The sequence below is a fragment of the Paenibacillus sp. S33 genome (assembly GCF_053615415.1).
Window position 1 is genome coordinate 3,147,114 of the sequence record NZ_JBSIEZ010000001.1, and the last position, 16,966, is coordinate 3,164,079.

General features: G+C 48.3%; 17 protein-coding genes. 8 read left to right on the forward strand and 9 right to left on the reverse strand.

The window, feature by feature from the left end; all coding sequences use genetic code 11:
• Window positions 1-133: 133 nt before the first annotated feature.
• The 3 genes from hydG to ACWGXJ_RS14440 all read right to left on the reverse strand — a co-directional run bounded on the left by hydG (window position 134) and on the right by ACWGXJ_RS14440 (window position 4,520).
• A complete protein-coding gene (gene hydG / locus ACWGXJ_RS14430) occupies window positions 134-1,546 on the reverse strand; it encodes a [FeFe] hydrogenase H-cluster radical SAM maturase HydG (protein ID WP_322171499.1) in 1,413 nt (470 codons plus the stop codon).
• A gap of 58 nt (window positions 1,547-1,604) precedes the next feature.
• Complete coding sequence (hydE, locus tag ACWGXJ_RS14435; RefSeq protein ID WP_452567911.1) at window positions 1,605-2,654, reverse strand: [FeFe] hydrogenase H-cluster radical SAM maturase HydE; 1,050 nt, start codon at window positions 2,652-2,654, stop codon at window positions 1,605-1,607.
• A 249-nt stretch (window positions 2,655-2,903) separates the two neighbouring features.
• Window positions 2,904-4,520: an alkaline phosphatase gene (locus ACWGXJ_RS14440; RefSeq protein ID WP_452567033.1), complete on the reverse strand. Its 1,617-nt coding sequence runs from the start codon at window positions 4,518-4,520 to the stop codon at window positions 2,904-2,906.
• A 238-nt stretch (window positions 4,521-4,758) separates the two neighbouring features.
• On the opposite strand from ACWGXJ_RS14440, the gene ACWGXJ_RS14445 reads away from it, so the two are divergent.
• Window positions 4,759-5,676 (forward strand): LysR family transcriptional regulator, encoded by a 918-nt coding sequence (locus ACWGXJ_RS14445; protein ID WP_165177151.1) that lies wholly within the window; start codon window positions 4,759-4,761, stop codon window positions 5,674-5,676.
• Window positions 5,677-6,015: 339 nt separating this feature from the next.
• Here ACWGXJ_RS14445 and ACWGXJ_RS14450 read toward each other — a convergent pair whose 3' ends face one another.
• From ACWGXJ_RS14450 to ACWGXJ_RS14465, 4 genes are all read right to left on the reverse strand, one after another.
• Entirely contained in the window at window positions 6,016-6,156 is a 141-nt protein-coding gene (locus tag ACWGXJ_RS14450; RefSeq protein WP_023989112.1) for a hypothetical protein, read from the reverse strand.
• A 272-nt stretch (window positions 6,157-6,428) separates the two neighbouring features.
• Complete coding sequence (locus ACWGXJ_RS14455) at window positions 6,429-6,677, reverse strand: hypothetical protein (RefSeq protein ID WP_452567034.1); 249 nt, start codon at window positions 6,675-6,677, stop codon at window positions 6,429-6,431.
• Window positions 6,678-6,704: 27 nt separating this feature from the next.
• Window positions 6,705-6,845 (reverse strand): hypothetical protein, encoded by a 141-nt coding sequence (locus tag ACWGXJ_RS14460; protein ID WP_452567035.1) that lies wholly within the window; start codon window positions 6,843-6,845, stop codon window positions 6,705-6,707.
• 22 nt (window positions 6,846-6,867) lie between these two features.
• Complete coding sequence (locus ACWGXJ_RS14465) at window positions 6,868-7,686, reverse strand: carbon-nitrogen family hydrolase (RefSeq protein WP_452567036.1); 819 nt, start codon at window positions 7,684-7,686, stop codon at window positions 6,868-6,870.
• A 176-nt stretch (window positions 7,687-7,862) separates the two neighbouring features.
• Here ACWGXJ_RS14465 and ACWGXJ_RS14470 point away from each other — a divergent pair, with 176 nt between their 5' ends.
• The 7 genes from ACWGXJ_RS14470 (at window position 7,863) to ACWGXJ_RS14500 (ending at window position 15,241) form a co-directional block, all read left to right on the forward strand.
• A complete protein-coding gene (locus ACWGXJ_RS14470; protein WP_452567037.1) occupies window positions 7,863-9,044 on the forward strand; it encodes an aminotransferase class I/II-fold pyridoxal phosphate-dependent enzyme in 1,182 nt (393 codons plus the stop codon).
• Between the two features lie 340 nt (window positions 9,045-9,384).
• Window positions 9,385-10,491: a glutamate 5-kinase gene (proB, locus tag ACWGXJ_RS14475; protein ID WP_452567038.1), complete on the forward strand. Its 1,107-nt coding sequence runs from the start codon at window positions 9,385-9,387 to the stop codon at window positions 10,489-10,491.
• Between the two features lie 12 nt (window positions 10,492-10,503).
• Complete coding sequence (locus ACWGXJ_RS14480) at window positions 10,504-11,796, forward strand: glutamate-5-semialdehyde dehydrogenase (protein WP_452567039.1); 1,293 nt, start codon at window positions 10,504-10,506, stop codon at window positions 11,794-11,796.
• A 39-nt stretch (window positions 11,797-11,835) separates the two neighbouring features.
• Window positions 11,836-12,702 carry a pyrroline-5-carboxylate reductase gene (gene proC / locus ACWGXJ_RS14485; protein ID WP_452567040.1) on the forward strand — a complete coding sequence of 289 codons (867 nt, stop codon included), beginning with the start codon at window positions 11,836-11,838 and terminating at the stop codon, window positions 12,700-12,702.
• Window positions 12,699-13,910: a 2,3-diketo-5-methylthiopentyl-1-phosphate enolase gene (locus ACWGXJ_RS14490; RefSeq protein ID WP_452567041.1), complete on the forward strand. Its 1,212-nt coding sequence runs from the start codon at window positions 12,699-12,701 to the stop codon at window positions 13,908-13,910. The genes proC and ACWGXJ_RS14490 overlap by 4 nt, the downstream gene beginning before the upstream one ends.
• The gene (locus ACWGXJ_RS14495) at window positions 13,907-14,584 is read left to right on the forward strand and encodes a 2-hydroxy-3-keto-5-methylthiopentenyl-1-phosphate phosphatase (protein WP_452567042.1); all 678 of its coding nucleotides are present in this window, start codon (window positions 13,907-13,909) and stop codon (window positions 14,582-14,584) included. The genes ACWGXJ_RS14490 and ACWGXJ_RS14495 overlap by 4 nt, the downstream gene beginning before the upstream one ends.
• Window positions 14,585-15,241: a methylthioribulose 1-phosphate dehydratase gene (locus ACWGXJ_RS14500; protein ID WP_254325424.1), complete on the forward strand. Its 657-nt coding sequence runs from the start codon at window positions 14,585-14,587 to the stop codon at window positions 15,239-15,241.
• Window positions 15,242-15,407: 166 nt separating this feature from the next.
• Here ACWGXJ_RS14500 and ACWGXJ_RS14505 read toward each other — a convergent pair whose 3' ends face one another.
• Window positions 15,408-16,019, reverse strand: coding sequence for a flavin reductase family protein (locus tag ACWGXJ_RS14505; RefSeq protein WP_250261124.1), 612 nt, complete (start codon window positions 16,017-16,019; stop codon window positions 15,408-15,410).
• Between the two features lie 163 nt (window positions 16,020-16,182).
• Window positions 16,183-16,965, reverse strand: coding sequence for a hypothetical protein (locus ACWGXJ_RS14510; RefSeq protein WP_250261123.1), 783 nt, complete (start codon window positions 16,963-16,965; stop codon window positions 16,183-16,185).
• Between the last annotated feature and the right edge of the window lies 1 nt (window position 16,966).

The window sequence follows — 16,966 nt, forward strand, 5'->3', positions numbered from 1 at the left end:
TCATTAATATTTTTTTCCAGACACACAAAAGCAGTCGCGCTGATTCCAACGCGACTGCTTTTCATTTTCAAGTTCTATTATAAACCATGAGAATTTTCATAGCGTGAAATGATACTACGAATAATATAAATTACTAAAAATACAAATCACGTTCGCCTGCTTCCAGTCGTTCCAGTCTGTCAAGCGTCAAACGGCGCGTCGATTCACGTGGTATACGCTCCAGATTCTCTCGCAGAGCGGCAGCTCCCAGTTCACGCGCCTCCTCATCCCCATAATCCAGCAGATATTCTTGGAAGGTCAGCAGCGAATTCGGCTGGCACACATTATGAATTTGTCCTGATTTGGCAAGCTCCATGAAACGATCCCCAGTTCGCCCCTCACGGTAGCAAGCTGTGCAGTAGCTCGGCATATATCCGCCACGGCACAAACTTTTAATAATTTCCGATGGTGAGCGATGATCCCCCACCTCAAATTGAGGCTTATCATCAGTTTCCTGTTTTGCATATGCCCCTACACCTGTAGCTGAACCTGCACTAATCTGCGACACGCCTAAACCAATGACGCGGTCTCTATATTCCGGCTCCTCGCGAGTGGACAGGATCATGCCAGCATAAGGGACAGCCAGTCGAAGAACGGATACAATTTTCATAAAATCATCATCGTTGACCAGGTACGGATATCGCTCCAAGTCTACATTTTCAGCCGGACGCAATCGTGGAACTGAAACCGTGTGAGGGCCGCAGCCAAAGGCTTCTTCCAAGTGCTCAGCATGTTTCAGCATCGCGACGGTCTCATAGCGGAAATCATACAAGCCGTACAACACACCGATCCCCACATCATCTATACCCGCACGCATGGCTCTGTCCATTGCGGTGGTGTGCCAATCAAAGTCCCGCTTTGGTCCCTGTAGGTGGAATTTACGATAGCTTTCCCGATGATACGTTTCCTGAAATAAAATATACGTACCAATGCCTACCTCTGCCAGCTTCCGATAGTCCTCCTCGGTTGTGGATGCAATATTCACATTGATCCGCCGTATGCTGCCGTTATCTACCTTGACCTCATAGATCTGACGCAGACAATCGACGATATAGTCAATGGGACAATGGACTGGGTCTTCCCCCGCTTCCAGCACGAGCCGCTTGTGTCCCAGTTCTTGAAGCACTCTAACCTCCTCCACCAATTCCTCCGGTGTCAGACGGCTACGAGTAAAGCTGTCATTGGTATGTTTATAACCACAATATTCACAGTTATTCACGCAGTGGTTGCTTACATATAAAGGGGCGAACAGCACAATCCGGTTGCCATAAATTTGTTCTTTGACTGCCCTCGAAGATTTGAACATCTCTTCCAATAATTCAGGATCATCCACATGCAAAAGAGCCGCCGCTTCACTCGCACTCAGTCCCCGGCAGGCTCTCCCCTTTTCTAAAATTTCTAAAATACGGTGTCGATCTGTTGCCTCTTGTTTCCCCTGCTCCACTGCCGCCATAATTTCTGCTTCATTAATAAAATCCGCCGACACTTTCTCTCGTACTCCACTCACGTATACCCATCTCCTTATTTATGGTTACTGCAATGTTTCCGTTATGGCCTCACAAAGTTTACTGTCTCATAAGCTGTCGTTGCACCCTCAAACTATCGCCGCGCCCCATATCGACTTCAAATCCCGCTCCGCGAATCCGCAGTTCCAGGCAATGTCGACATTGGGCAGACTCATCGCCCAAACATATTTTATTCTCATAAATCGCATACTTAGGTCTCACCGCCAGTGGCGACAAATTGGGCATCACCACATTCGCTCCCGCCTGAAGCGCCTTCTCCCTGCCTTGGGGATGAATCGTTCCCATTGCCGTAGACGCCGGAATAAGTGCATCTGGAACGACCAATCGGGATAACGAAATAATATCGAGTGCCTTTTCCATGCTCCCCTGACTGGCATCCCGAAGTGGCGTGTTGCTATGCGGTAAAAAGGGACCAATCCCGATCATATCTGGTGACAGGCTGTGTAGATAAACCAAATCGTCTGCTAATTCACTATTCGTTTGTCCTGGTAACCCCACCATACATCCGGCCCCGATCTGAAAACCGATTCGTTGCAAAGCCAGCAGACGGCTGCGCCTGCTTTCCATCGTCATCGTCGGATGCAGCTTGGCGTACAAATGGGGAGAAGCTGTCTCATGCCGCAGCAAAAAACGGTCCGCGCCAGCCTCGTATAATTGCTCATAAGTTTCATCATCCCGTTCACCGATGGACAGTGTAACCGCCACATCCGCAAAACGGCTTTTAATTTCCCGAATCAATTTCGTCAGCCGGGCTGCTGTAAACCAGTAATCTTCCCCACTTTGCAGCACAAAGGTCCGATAACCGAGTTCATACCCCTCCGCACAACAGGCCAGAATTTCTTCTGGCTTCAAACGGTAACGATCTGCCTGTTTATTCGAAGCGCGCAGCCCACAGTACATGCAGTCCTGACGACATATACTGGAGAATTCAATTAATCCCCGTAAAAAAACACCTTTGCCATAGCGCTCCAATTTAGTGCGAGCTGCCAGGTGTCTCAGTTGAGCCCGCAGCGTCGGCTCATCATCCAGACGTGTCAGCAGCTCCATCATTTCCGTATGCGTCCATTCCTTGCCGTCAGCTAGACGCAGTAATAATTCGTCCGTGACTCATCCCTTCTTCCCTCGTCCATCCGGACTTCACATCATCAACGGCTTGTACCGTACATGTATTATTCTAGCAATATCGGAGAGGTTGTAACGTGATTAGTTTCACAAAAAATCCCATCTTATAAAAACCGCCTCCAACTTCTGCCCCAAAAAATACACATTTATATCAACACAAAAAAAGCTGTCTCTTCCTCTAATGGAAGAAACAGCCCTTGTCGATGGTTCTGCTTACTACTGAATCAAATCAATCGCCTGCTGGGGTACAAAATAATCAACACCGTTAAATACAACTACACCGTTGAGCGTGGTATTTTTACCATTCAGCGTAGCTATATTTTTGTATACTGGAAGCTCCAGCTTGTTACTGCCTTTGGTCACTGTAATGACTTTCGTGTCCGCAGTAAACTTGGATCCTTTAGCTTCAAAAGCAGCTTTTGCAGGAACAAACAGCTGCTTACTGACCGTATCCAAATCCAGTCCGAGTACACGTGTCATATATTTATTGACATCTGTATTGTCGATTACACCGGTTGGACGATCTCCGTTCGGCGCGTACGTGTACAACACGACATCGCCTCCTGTATGTCCGCCTGTAGTCCAGCCAATATTTGCACGTTTGCTAATGATCGGTCCAGCAGCATAGTTCATGCTGCCTTCTTTGGCATCTTTAATGGTTTTTACTTCTTCGTCTGTCAAATCAGTGATGCCAAAATATGTGGAAAGCACCTCTTTAATATTGCTGCGATCTGCATTCAGCTTGGCTTCCAAGCCTTCACCCGTCAGCTTCGCTTTTTTCAGCGGGTCTATAAAAGAAGCTAAAGGTGTTTTATCATAATTGCTAGTTGTATCGCTGCTACCAATCGTCAATCCACCATTTCCGTGGTCTGTCACTGCTACGACGACTGTATTTTGGTTTTGTTTGGCGTAATCCACAGCAACTTTCACTGCATCGTCAAATGAAAGCACGTCACTGATAATTCCGGTTGGATCATTTGCATGGGCGGCCCAATCCACTTTACTGCCTTCTACCATTAAGAAGAAGCCTTTATCGTTTTTGGACAACACATCAATGGCTTTCGATGTCATTTCCGCCAGACTAGGTTCCTTGGATGCATCGCGATCCAGGTTATACGCAAGGGCTTCGGGAGAAAAGCTGCCCCAGAGCTTGCTGGAGGTCGATTTTTTCAACCCTTCAGGTGTCGTGACAAAGTCATAACCCTGGTCTTTAATTTGGGCTACCAAATCTTGGCCATCTTTACGCCCTGCTGCCTCCAAAAACTTGCCGCCTCCACCTAACACTACGTCAACCCCGTTGTAGGCTTGCTGCATGCTGAGTGCATCATAATTTTTACGATCAGGATAATGTGCGGTAAAATCAGCTGGTGTCGCATGCATAATCTCGGAAGTCGCAATAATTCCGGTTGATTTTCCTGCCAGCTTGGAAGCCTCAAGAATGGAAGCTACAGGCTTTTTGGCGTCACCCGCTGCAATGGGTTGTTGTCCAGGCATTGTCGCTTCATCAGGAAGGACACCTACATACCCAGTATGTGATTTATGTCCTGTGGCAAAAGCAGTACCCGCTGGAGCAGAATCGGCAATTGGAGCATCCGCAGAATGCGTACGCACCATGCCGCTTGCCATGCTGTCTAACGTTAAGGAGGAGCCTTTGTACCATCTAGCCAGTGCAGTGGCGTCATTAGCCATACCGTCTGGAATCAAAATAATTACGTTTTTAATCGACGTGTCCTTTTCGACTGCCATCGCCGTCCCACCGCTTACTGCTAGCATCATAGTCGCTACGAGTGCAGCCACCGATTTTTTCGTATGTATCCCCCAACATTTTAGCATTCATTTTCCTCCCAGACACTTTTTTGTACACCAGAACTAAGATTAATCACGTTTTATCAGGAGAATGTTAAATGAATTGCTTATCTGTATTAAAAGACTCTATTTGTATAAAAACGCTTCATCTATATAAAACTTGTGACACATGAGATTCGTTAAGATTGGGAATTTCATTTTATTATTGTATAATCAGTCTATAATGTAATAGGTAAAGCTTATAAGACAAGGGGCGCAAAATTCGATGGAATTCAGACAGCTTCAGTACACCCTGCAAATTGCAGCGGAAAAAAACTTCTCACGAGCAGCAGAAAAACTGCATATTGCTCAGCCCTCTTTGAGCCAACAATTATCCAAACTGGAAAAAGAACTTGGGGTACTTTTATTTCAACGCAACACCAGCACGGTGGAATTAACACATGCAGGAGCGAGCTTTGTAGAAAAGGCAAAAAAAATAGTCGATGCAGTCGAGCAGCTCCGGCAGGAAATGGACGACATTTCTCAACTGCGAAAAGGGAAGGTTGTGGTTGGCAGTATGCCTATCACAGGTTCTCATTTGCTGCCGCATGTGCTGCCTGTATTCAAAAAGGCTCATCCCGACATTGAAATCGTGTTAGTCGAGGATTCATCCATGAATCTGGAGAAAAAAACTGCCAGTGGGGATACAGATCTCAGCCTGCTATCTCTTCCATTAGTTGAACCTACACTTTCCTATGTGCCCATCGGTGAAGAGTGGATTGATCTAGCCGTTCCTCCAGGTCACCCCCTAGCCCTGCGTAAAAACGGAGGCCATCCACAGCCTGTGCATATGGAAGAACTGAAAGATGAGCCTTTTGTCGTGCTGAAAAAAGGGCAAGGCTTTCGCAAGCTGACGATGGATTTGTGTCATCAAGCGGGCTTTGAACCTAATGTGGTGTTTGAGAGCACTAATATGGAGACGCTCCAATCGCTCGTAGCGACAGGTATGGGAGTGACACTCGTCCCCCGTTTTATCGCCCGGGCCGCCAGCAGCGAGTTTGTTCCAGCATTATTGCCACTCGCCGAACCTACCCCTAGCCGTACCCTGGCCATTGCTTACCGAAACGGACGTTATTTGTCTAAAGCTGCCGAAGCCTTTATTGATACCTTCCGAGAAACGGTCGAGCAACTTTCTCAAAAGTAGCTTCCAATGTGAAAAGGACCGTCTTCCTCCCTAGCCAAAGCCAGAGAAGAAGGCGGTCCCGGGGCTTCACCCCTATACTTTCAATACTTCATTTACTTTACGGGTTCGATTACACTGTTGCGATGTTGCTTCCATCTGTCTTCAACGAACCACATTTCATGTTCATTTGAATTTCCTGTCAGCCTCGCCTGATTACTTTACGCTTGCTCGGAAACTCCACTTTATCCATCCCGCATCACTTCTTTCCTTAAGGTCTCTAGCCTTGGTCTCCCAAGAGTGTCCTACCTCAGTTCCAATGTGCTGTGTGATCCCAAAGTGCCTGTCCTCGCCTTTTTGTGATCAGGGTCTCCCTAAATCTGGTGGACTTTTATCCTGATCATAGCCCATTTCATAATTGTTTCCGACAACCTGTCTATTTAAGCCTCTCGGCCGTGACAGGCCATCCCTATTCGCCAGTTCGGATCTACTTTGGTTATCCATCGTTATCAACCTCCTGGTGTCGGGATACTATTATAATACACCTATGGGCTGTATCTGAAACAGGTATCGAAAAACTTTTTTATTATCGAGAAGAACCAAATGCTTGCTGTACCTCGGCTTCACTCACTTGTGTTTTAAAGACTAATTTTGAAGGATCTTGACGTGAATAAATGACCTCTATAATACTTCCCTGCTGCAGTTTGGATAGTTGGGAAGAAAAAACATCCTTTTGCGTGGTTACATTAAATGTATCGCCTTGTTTTTCGTTACACTCAGCTTAAACTTAAGCTTAATTTTGTCTGATGTAAATATTCATAGGCCGTTGGGTCATTTAATTGCTGGTAATATACGGCCTTCATCAAATAAGTCGTCATATCCACCACAAGCGAATCGTTGCGATCCTCCAGCTGATCCACATAGCTTTCCGTGGCAGGATTAGCCAGCTTGGACAGCTCTGTGAAAATCTTATCCGCTGTAGCCAGCGTCCCCTCATCCTCTGCCGCTACACGCAAGAGGTACAATGGGTTTACACCTAAACGCTCAGCAATTTACTCGGCCAGATCCTCTGCCAACGGGTAACGGTCAGCCAGTATATTCGCAAAATGTGCGGGTGTCACCAGCCCGTCTACCAGCTCTTTACGGGACAAGTTTTTCTTTTTACACAAAAAATCAATGCGTTCCTTAAGCATGGAGTATTCCTTTCTGCACTGATTATCGGTCATACAGTGAGGGACGCCGATCTTCAAACACCGGAATACGACCACGCACGTCCTGCACCAAGACAGACTCAATTGTTCCTGTGAGAATCTCCTCCTGCTCTCCACCCTCGGCAATGATTTCTCCCCATGGATCAATTATGAGCGAATGCCCGAAGAAATCAGTTTCTCCGCTACGACCTACCCGATTACAAGCAATGACATACATCTGATTTTCTATAGCACGTGCGGTCAGCAAGGTACGCCAGTGATGAAGCCGGGGATGAGGCCATTCCGCGGGTACGATCAGCAAATTTGCGCCCGACAAGGCCAAACTTCGGGCTAGTTCAGGAAAACGGATATCATAGCAGATTGACGCACCTGCCTGAATCCCGCTATCCAGTGCGAATAAAACCTTTTCTTCGCCAGGCTGCAAATATTTTTCTTCATCCATAAGTCGGAATAGATGAATTTTGGAATACGAAGCAACCTCTCTGCCTGTGCGGTCAAAAACGAGCATCGTATTATACACATGACCGTCGCTTTTTTTCTCTGCGATTGACCCAGCTACTACGTTCACTTGATGGGTGGCGGCGAATGCTGCTATCCATGCCCGAGTCTCCGTCCCTTCCTTGTCCGCCAGCTCATGAATGCGATCCAAGGCATAGCCCGTATTCCACATTTCCGGCAGGACAATCAGATCCGGCTTTAGTTCGACTTTCATCGCTTGTTCCATTAAAGCTTGGATATGACTGCGGTTTTCCGGGGGATTTCCTATCTCTATGTGAGCTTGTATGAGTGCAACAGTGAACGGCTGAGCTTCCTGATACGTCAAAATCCTTCATCCTCCTTGTGAGCCGGAGCTTCCCGCGACCCATTCTCCGGTATTTTCTCCCATCATAGCCCGATCAGTCTGGATTACGCAACCATGCAAGCTTAATTCCCCCTATACAACTCGGTAAAATCGTGATAGATTATTTCTTAAACTATTCCAAAAGGTCGTGTGAATTGATGACTCATTTTTCTATTCCCTCCGCTGACGTCATGAAACAGTTACCCACTCAATTTTTTGCCACACTTGTACAAAATGTAAACCGTGAAATCGCGGCGGGGCATGATGTCATTAATCTCGGACAGGGGAACCCCGACACTCCCACTCCTTCCCATATTGTAAAAGCTTTGCAGGAATCAGCGGATAATCCGCTGTATCATAAATATTCGCCATTTCGCGGTTACAGCTTTCTCAAGGAAGCCGTTGCCCAGCGCTATCAGGAGGATTACGGTGTGACGCTCAATCCTGAAACCGAGGTCGCCATCCTGTTTGGCGGAAAAACGGGTTTGGTCCAGCTGCCGCAAGTCTTACTCAATCCCGGCGATGTGTGCCTCGTCCCTGATCCCGGCTACCCGGACTACTGGTCTGGCGTAGCCTTGGCTAAAGCGGAAATGTCTTTTCTCCCATTAAAGGAAGAGAACCGTTTTCTGCCCGATTATGAAGCCATTTCCGAGGAACGCCGCCGCCGCGCCAAGTTAATGTTCCTTAACTATCCGAATAATCCAACCTCGGCAACGGCTCCACTTTCTTTTTACGAGGATACGGTTGAATTCGCGCAACGTAACGGTATTGTGGTTGCCAGTGATTTCGCCTATGGCGCTATTGGATTTGATGGCGAACGTCCGGTGAGCTTCCTCCAGGCAGAGGGTGCTAAAGACGTGGGGATTGAGTTCTATACCTTGTCCAAAACGTACAATATGGCGGGCTGGCGTGTTGGTTTCGCGCTCGGTAATGCCGAAATTATCTCGATGATTAATCTGCTACAGGATCATATTTATGTAAGCTTGTTTGGCGGCATTCAGGCAGCAGCGGCGACAGCCCTGACGGCCTCGCAGAACTGCGTAGGCGAGCTGGTAGCCCGCTATGAATCACGCCGTAACGCTTTTTATGATGCACTTGGGCAAATAGGCTGGAAGGCGACGCGCCCAAGTGGCTCCTTTTTCAGTTGGCTGCCTGTGCCGCAGGGCTATACTTCGGCTTCTTTTGCCGATCTGCTGTTGCGGAAAGCCAAGGTGGCTGTCGCTCCAGGGATCGGCTTCGGGAGCGGCGGCGAAGGATATGTGCGAGCGGGGCTGCTGAGCTCAGAAACTCGACTGACCGAGGCGGCTGATCGAATTGGCAAGCTAAACCTGTTTGGTTAAGCCGTATTTTCCAGCTACAACTTCTTTGCCAAACCTGGTCTTTTCGTGGTATTCTGTATCCAATATCATTTAGCGCGTTGAAGGGACTATTAAGAGAGACTCGGTCCTGTTCAGAGAGTAAATTCCGATAGGCTGCAAGAATTTACCTGGACTCTCTCCCAACTCCTATCCCCGAGCGCCCTGCGCAATCAGGCGGTCCCTGCCGTTAACAGGTTTCAAGTGGGATGATCATGAATCATCAATGAAGGTGGTACCGCGGAAGCACTAACTTTCGTCCTTTGCATACAAAGGATGGAAGTTTTTTTGCATTAAAAAGAGTAAAATTAAGGAAGTGGACGTCTTGTCAACACGAATCGTCATTAAAATCGGAAGCAGCTCTCTGACTGGAGTGGAAGGTGGTTTGAATCGGGAAGCCATCGCTTATTTTGCCCGGGAAATCAGCTTGCTTCGTGCAAAAGGTCATGAAGTGCTGCTGGTTACATCAGGCGCAGTAGCCGCCGGATTCAGGGAGATTGGATACCCGTTTCGCCCTAAGCTATTGCATGAAAAGCAGGCGGCAGCGGCTGTTGGCCAAGCTCTTCTCATGCAGGCCTATGAGCAGGCTTTTAAAGATTTTGACCTAGTGATCGCGCAGGTTCTGCTAACCCGTAGTGACTTTTTGAGCCGCAAACGGATGAATAATGCCGGAATGACCGTAGAAGAATTGCTGCGCCAGCAGGTTATCCCGATCTTTAACGAAAATGATACTGTATCGATTGACGAATTGAAATTCGGCGATAACGATATGCTGTCCGCGCTGGTTGCCAATCTGGTCAAAGCTCAGCATCTGATTATCATTACGGACACCGATGGCGTATATACGGCAGATCCGCGCAAGCATCCGAATGCCGTACGTTTTGAACGTATCGAAGAAATTACAGAGGAGATTTATGCATTAGCTGGAGGTTCTGGATCGTCTGTAGGTACTGGCGGCATGCGATCCAAGATCGAAGCTGCCAAAGTCGCTACACGCGGCGGTGTACCTGTATATGTGGGACGCGTAAGCGCGAATGGTGATCTAGACGCAGCCGTCGAAGGACACGGACCGGGAACTTATTTTGACACCCATCTCTCTTCACTTCCGATGAAAAAACAGTGGCTTGGATTTATGTCCACCCCTCTGGGCGCGGTGCATGTAGATGAAGGAGCTGAGGAAGCGTTGGTTCACGGAGGACACAGTCTACTTCCGGTTGGCGTACGACGTGTCGAGGGCAGCTTTCATGCCGGAGATGTCGTTGAGGTGCTCGGACCGGAAAATAAAGTGTTAGGACGCGGCATCGTCAATTATGACGATGAACAGCTCCGGAATGTACAAGGATTACCCAGCGGCGAGGTTGTGGGCAAAATTGGTCCCATTCACCGGCTTGAGGTGATCCACAGGGATGAATGGATTACATTATGTATGTAGGGAGGCCGTAACATGAGTGATTTAACGACTAACACAGCTGCAACTGAGGAGAATCAGTTTAGCGAAGTACGAACCAAAGCGAATCTTGCTAAAAAAAGTGCCGGGGTCATGAACCGCCTGACTACAGCACAGAAAAACGAAGCATTGCTTGCTATGGCTGAAGCTCTAGTAAATCATACTGAAGAGCTGATTGCAGCAAACCATAATGACCTGAAACGTGGACGGGAACAGGGAACATCGGAATCGCTGCTCGACCGCCTCAAGCTGACCGAGGACCGAATCGAAGCTATTGCCGAAGGATTACGCCAAATTGTGGCACTGCCTGACCCGGTCGGCGACACCCTTGAGCAAATTGAACGTCCAAACGGTCTGCGAATTGAGAAGATACGTGTACCACTGGGTGTCATCGGCATCATATATGAAGCGCGTCCAAATGTAACCGTGGATGCCGCGGGCCTGTGCTTGAAAACAGGCAATCCGGTTGTGCTACGCGGTGGTTCGGCCGCCCTCTTCTCCAACCGCAAGATTATCGAAGTACTCCAGCAGGCACTAGACGCAACCGCTGTGCCGCGCGAGGCGCTTCAACTTATTGAAGATTCAGACCGTGCCTCGGTCAACGAAATGCTCACCTTGAACGGCTTGCTGGATGTAATTATTCCACGCGGTGGGCGTTCACTCATTCAAAATGTTGTTCAGAACGCTACCGTACCTGTCATCGAAACTGGAGCTGGTGTATGCCATACCTTTTTGGACGCTACAGCGGATACCGCAATGGCCGAAGCGATTACACTGAATGCCAAGGTGCAAAGACCGTCCGTGTGTAACTCGATGGAAACATTGCTCGTACACTTGGATTATGCAAAAGCACATTTAACAGGATTGGCAGAACGCTTTCGTGGTGCGGGGGTTGAGCTACGCGGCTGTGCACGCACACGAGAATTGGCTCCTTGGGTTGTTCCTGCTACAGAAGAGGATTACGGCACCGAGTATAATGATTACATTATGAACGTAAAGGTCGTGGACGATCTGGACGAAGTACTGGAGCATATTGCCCGTTACGGTACGATGCATTCAGAGTGTATTGTCACCGAGGACAAAGCCCATGTCGAGCGTTTTCTGCAAGAAGTGGACGCGGCAGCCGTGTACCACAATGCATCCACTCGCTTCACGGATGGCTTCGAATTTGGGTTTGGTGCCGAGATCGGAATTAGCACACAAAAATTACATGCCCGCGGTCCAATGGGATTGCCTGCCTTGACTTCAACCAAATATCGCGTGTACGGTACTGGACAAATCAGGGAATAATAACTTAAATCAATCTGTATCCTTGGAGGTTATGAATCTATGTGTGAATCACAAACAAAGGTTTTAATTAATGAGCAAATTACATTTTTCGGGGCAGGATCAATGGCAGAGGCTATTATTCGCGGAATGACAGCTCGTTCTGTTGTCAAACCTAGTGGTATTACCGTCATCAACCGCAGTAATCAGGCTCGCCTTGAGGAACTTAAAAAGCAATATGGAGTCTTGTTCCAAACCGAGGATGCCGCCAAAACCGAGCTTCTGCGTCGTTCTCCGGTCATTGTGCTTGCCATGAAGCCCAAGGATGCTGCACAAGCACTTGGACAGCTCGGCCCACTTCTGTCTGATGAGCAGCTGATCATTTCGGTAATCGCCGGATTGTCTATTCGTACGATGCAAACGTTGCTGGGTCGCAAGCAGCCGATCGCACGGACGATGCCCAATACATCCAGCTCAATTGGGCTGGGAGCCACAGGTATTAGCTTTTCCAAGGAGATCAGCGAAATACAGCGTAAAAACGTGCTTACAATGTTCGAATCTGTAGGTACGGTAACGGTTATAGAAGAAGAGAAAATGGATGTTTTGACCGGAATATCTGGAAGCGGCCCTGCGTATGTCTACTACCTGATGGAAGCCATGATTGCCGGAGGAATCCGTGGTGGCTTGACCCCTGAGCAAGCGCACGAACTAACGGTGCAAACCGCGCTTGGAGCGGCACGTATGGTGCAGCAAACCGGAGAGGAGCCTTCTGCCCTTCGCCACAAAATTATGTCTCCTAATGGCTCTACGGTAGCTGCATTGGAAATGCTGGACAAAGGTGACTTCTACGAAACGGTGATTGCGGCGGTGCAGCGGTGCGCTGAACGATCCCGCGAGATGGGAGCTGTACTCAAGGAGGGAATTGAATGAGCTATTGCTTGGCGACCTACCGGGTATACGATGACAAAGCCGATTTTAACCAAAAGGCCCAATCTATTGCCATCGGCATGACGGTGGGCAGCTGGACTGAGCTCCCGCAAGCCAAACGGGACGCGATGCAAAAACATCTTGGCTCGGTTCATTCTGTGGATATTCACGATGGAGGTCCCGGTGAACGGTACGCGGACCTGACCATCGCTTACCCGGATGTCAACTTCAGCCGGGATATTCCCGCACTGCTGGTCACAGTCTTCGGCAAAATTTCGATGGACGGCCGAATTAAGCTTACGAAGCTGGGCTTTTCGGAAGCATTCCGCTCTGCTTTTCCAGGACCGAAATTCGGTATCAGCGGCTTGCGTGAGCTGCTTGGCGTGTATGATCGCCCCCTGCTCATGAGCATTTTCAAATCTGTAATTGGCCTCAATTTGGACGAACTTCGTGAACAGTTTACCCGGCAGGCTCTCGGTGGTGTTGATCTGATCAAGGACGACGAGATCTTATTTGAAAACGCGCTGACGCCGATTGAAAAACGTGTCGAAGCCTGCATCAAAGCCGCCGAAGCGGCTGAGCGTGAAACCGGTAAAAAGCTGCTGTATGCCGCTAATTTAACTGGACCGACCTCGCAGCTTAAGACACAAGCTCTCAAGGCCATTGATACGGGTGCCAACGCGTTACTGTTTAACGTGTTGGCCTACGGTTACGATGTGCTGCATGAACTTAGCAGCGATCCCGCCGTCTCGGTGCCAATTGCTGCCCATCCTTCGTTGGCGGGAGCTGCTTATCCATCGCCGCATTATGGTATTTCGGCCTCCGTCCTACTCGGTCAGCTTATGCGGCTGGCTGGGGCTGACCTCGTCCTCTTCCCTTCTCCCTACGGCTCAGTGACGATGCCGCGTGAGGAAAACATGGCGATCCGCGATGAGCTGATCAACCCTGATCTACCGCTGAAGGCCAGTATGCCGGTCCCTTCCGCAGGGATTCACCCGGGCCTCGTGCCGCTCATTGTACGTGATTTTGGTACTGACGTTGTTGTCAACGCTGGGGGCGGCATTCACGGACATCCGCTGGGTACAGAAGCTGGTGGGCGCGCCTTTGTGCAGGCGATTGAAGCGGTACAGAAGAATGTCCCCCTGGCAGAATATGCCCGTACTCACCCCGAGCTACAATCTGCGCTCGACACATGGGGAGGCGAACGATGAGCATAGCAAAGAAGCCCGTCATTTTTTGCGATTTTGACGGGACAATTACGAACAGCGACAATATTGTCGCCATTATGAAGCATTTTCAACCTACAGGCTGTGAGCCCATCATGCATCAAATCGTAAATGGGCATACATCCATTCGTGAAGGCGTAGGTGCGATGTTCGCCCTGATGCCTTCGGAGCAAAAGGAAGAAATTATCTCATATGTACTTGGACAAGCTGGTATACGCGAGGGCTTTGCACGCTTTTTGGACTATGTACGAGAGCAGCAGATTCAATTTTTCGTCACCAGTGGCGGCATTGATTTTTTTATTGATCCATTGCTAAAACCCTTTGACATTCCACACGACCACGTCTATTGCAACGAAGCGGATTTTTCCGGGGAGCGCATCCAGATTACGTGGCCGCATCCATGTGAGGAACCGTGTACAAATGATTGTGGCATGTGTAAAACGACTGTGATTCGTCAATATCCTTCCGAACAATACGAACGGATTTTGATCGGCGACAGCCTGACCGATTTTGAAGGAGCCAAAATTGCCGATCTTGTGTACTCCCGTTCGCATCTGACTTTAAAGTGTCAAGAGCTTGGCGTACCACATGTACCCTTTGAAACATTTGATGACATTATCGAGGATTTAAAGCAAAAACAGGAGCAAGGGGTGGTGTAAATGAGTTTTAACTTGGCAGACATTTCATTGGAAGAAAAACGCCGCGCACTGGAAGAACTCGCTGATGTCAAAGAACTATTCGCATCTCGCAACTGGTTCCCAGGCACGAGCGGCAATTTGTCGATCCGAATCGGTGACTTTCATCCCGAACAATTTTATTTTGCAGTCACCGCCAGCGGCAAGGATAAAACCAAGCGTACTCCGGAAGATTTTCTGTTCGTAGACCAGTACGGAAAAGCGGCAGAAGCGACAAACCTCAAGCCAAGCGCAGAGACGCTTATACATTGCGAAATTTACCGCCTGACAGGCTGCGGAGCCGTTTTTCATGTGCATACCGTGTTTAATAATCTGATTTCCGAATATTACGGTGAGCAAGGCGCTGTACCTATCCAAGGTATTGAGCTGATCAAGGCTTTTAACATTTGGGACGAAAATGCTGCGATTGATATTCCTGTACTGCCTAATTACGCAGATATTGCCTCGATTGCCAAGCTGGTGCCCGGTGTGCTGAATGATCAGGTGCCTGGAATTTTATTGCGTAACCACGGCATTTATGCGTGGGGCCGTGATGTATTTGAGGCTAAAAAGCATTTGGAGGCGTTTGAATTTTTGTTTGAAACGACCTATCGCTCCCTGCTGCTGAAAACTTTGAAGTAAATAAACTCATAAATATCAAAGATGCTTATCATTATTTGTAAAAGTGGCCATTGAATATCGAGAACGGAGCCTAAGCGATAGCACAGGAACGTTCTCTTTTTTATAATTAGGGTATTCTATTCTACTAGCCACATAAAATCTTAGGCATGCTGTAAAAAAACGCCCCCTATTGGGGACGCTCCAGCGTGAATTGCTCTCCTAGCTTCGCATAGTTGTTCCCAGCCAACCGACTTACTGGACGCAACTCCTTAGCAATCACATACGTATTTTGGTATGCTTCCTCGGACAAATGATACTGCACTACGCGTCCGATTAACAGATCACAGGCAGGTGTGTCCTCCTGACCTCCCAACGGTATAACCTGTTCCAGAATACATTCCATACGTATTTTCGCTTCTGCCACACCGGGAACTTCGATTTTTGTACTTTTGACTGGGGTAAGGCCTGCCAGTGCAACCTCACTCTCCTGCGGCAACAGACGGGAAGCCGTCACATTCACCGCTCCCACATTGTCCTCGTCTGTGATATGTACGACAAATGCCTTATGCTCCATCGCATTACGTGCTGTATCTTTGGATACTCCATCGACACGTTGTACGGATACAGACAGCAGTGGCGGTTCAGAGGCTACGATGGAAAAATAACTGAACGGCGCACCATTCAGCACCCCTTCGCTGCTCAAAGTCGTTACAAAGGCTACCGGCCTTGGGATGATACTTCCGGTCAACAGCTTATAATTTTCACGCCCTGTAAGCGTATCAGGATTCAACGAAATCATTTTTCTCCCTCATTTCCGATCACAATCGCTATTCGACTGCACATCATCAAGTTTCGCCTGATAAGCAAATACACCATTAGCTAGGACATGGATGACATCTCAGGCCTCCCTTCCAGTATCGCGTGAATGATACGAAATGTAAAGTTGAAGCCGGAAGATCTCCCTATTTTTCAATTATATTTCCTCGGCTATCGCGCACAGTAACCGTAGTTCCCTCAGGTACAGCAATCGTAACATCAAGCTGCTGCTGAGTCTGCATAAAACGTGTCGGAATTTGACCCAGTAATACATACAAGGTATCGCCGATTTGCTTGGTCTGATATAAATCTTGCCCTTTTATTTCGTCCTCTTTGCCTGTGTATACATAACTTCCAAACACATGCACCTCTGGTGAGGTGGTTGCGTCAATTTTGACCGCATAAGGATCTTCCCCCTGTACAATCACCTTGTTCACTCCGGCAGGTAGTTTTTCATGCCAGTCTGGGAGAACCCTTGTTTCCTGAACCGAACTCATTATTTCTCTGACTTGTGGAGTGATTCCCAATGAACTGACCAAGGCAAATCCGATACAGCAAAAAACCAATACCGCCGTAATAAACATACTGAACAAATCATAACCAATGCGCTCACGCGTCCCTTTCCAAGCAGTATACATTAAAATTTCCAATCCCAGCAAAACAAAAACGACAGGCCACCAGGTCAACGCCTGGTCCAGAATGCCCGCTCCCCAAAACTTGGAGGCAAACGTTACGCCCCCCAGCAGGACAAGGAAAAGTCCCATTGACAGCCTTCCAACTTTCCACACCCCTGCCGGCGTGTTTGACGCTTTAGAGGAGCTATTTTTGTTAGATGATGTACCCAATATACCTGTGGCGCCTCCTCCATCGCTATGAGGAGGATGGACTCCCTTTAAGGGAGCCTCACTCTTTGAAAATTCAGTATCCATT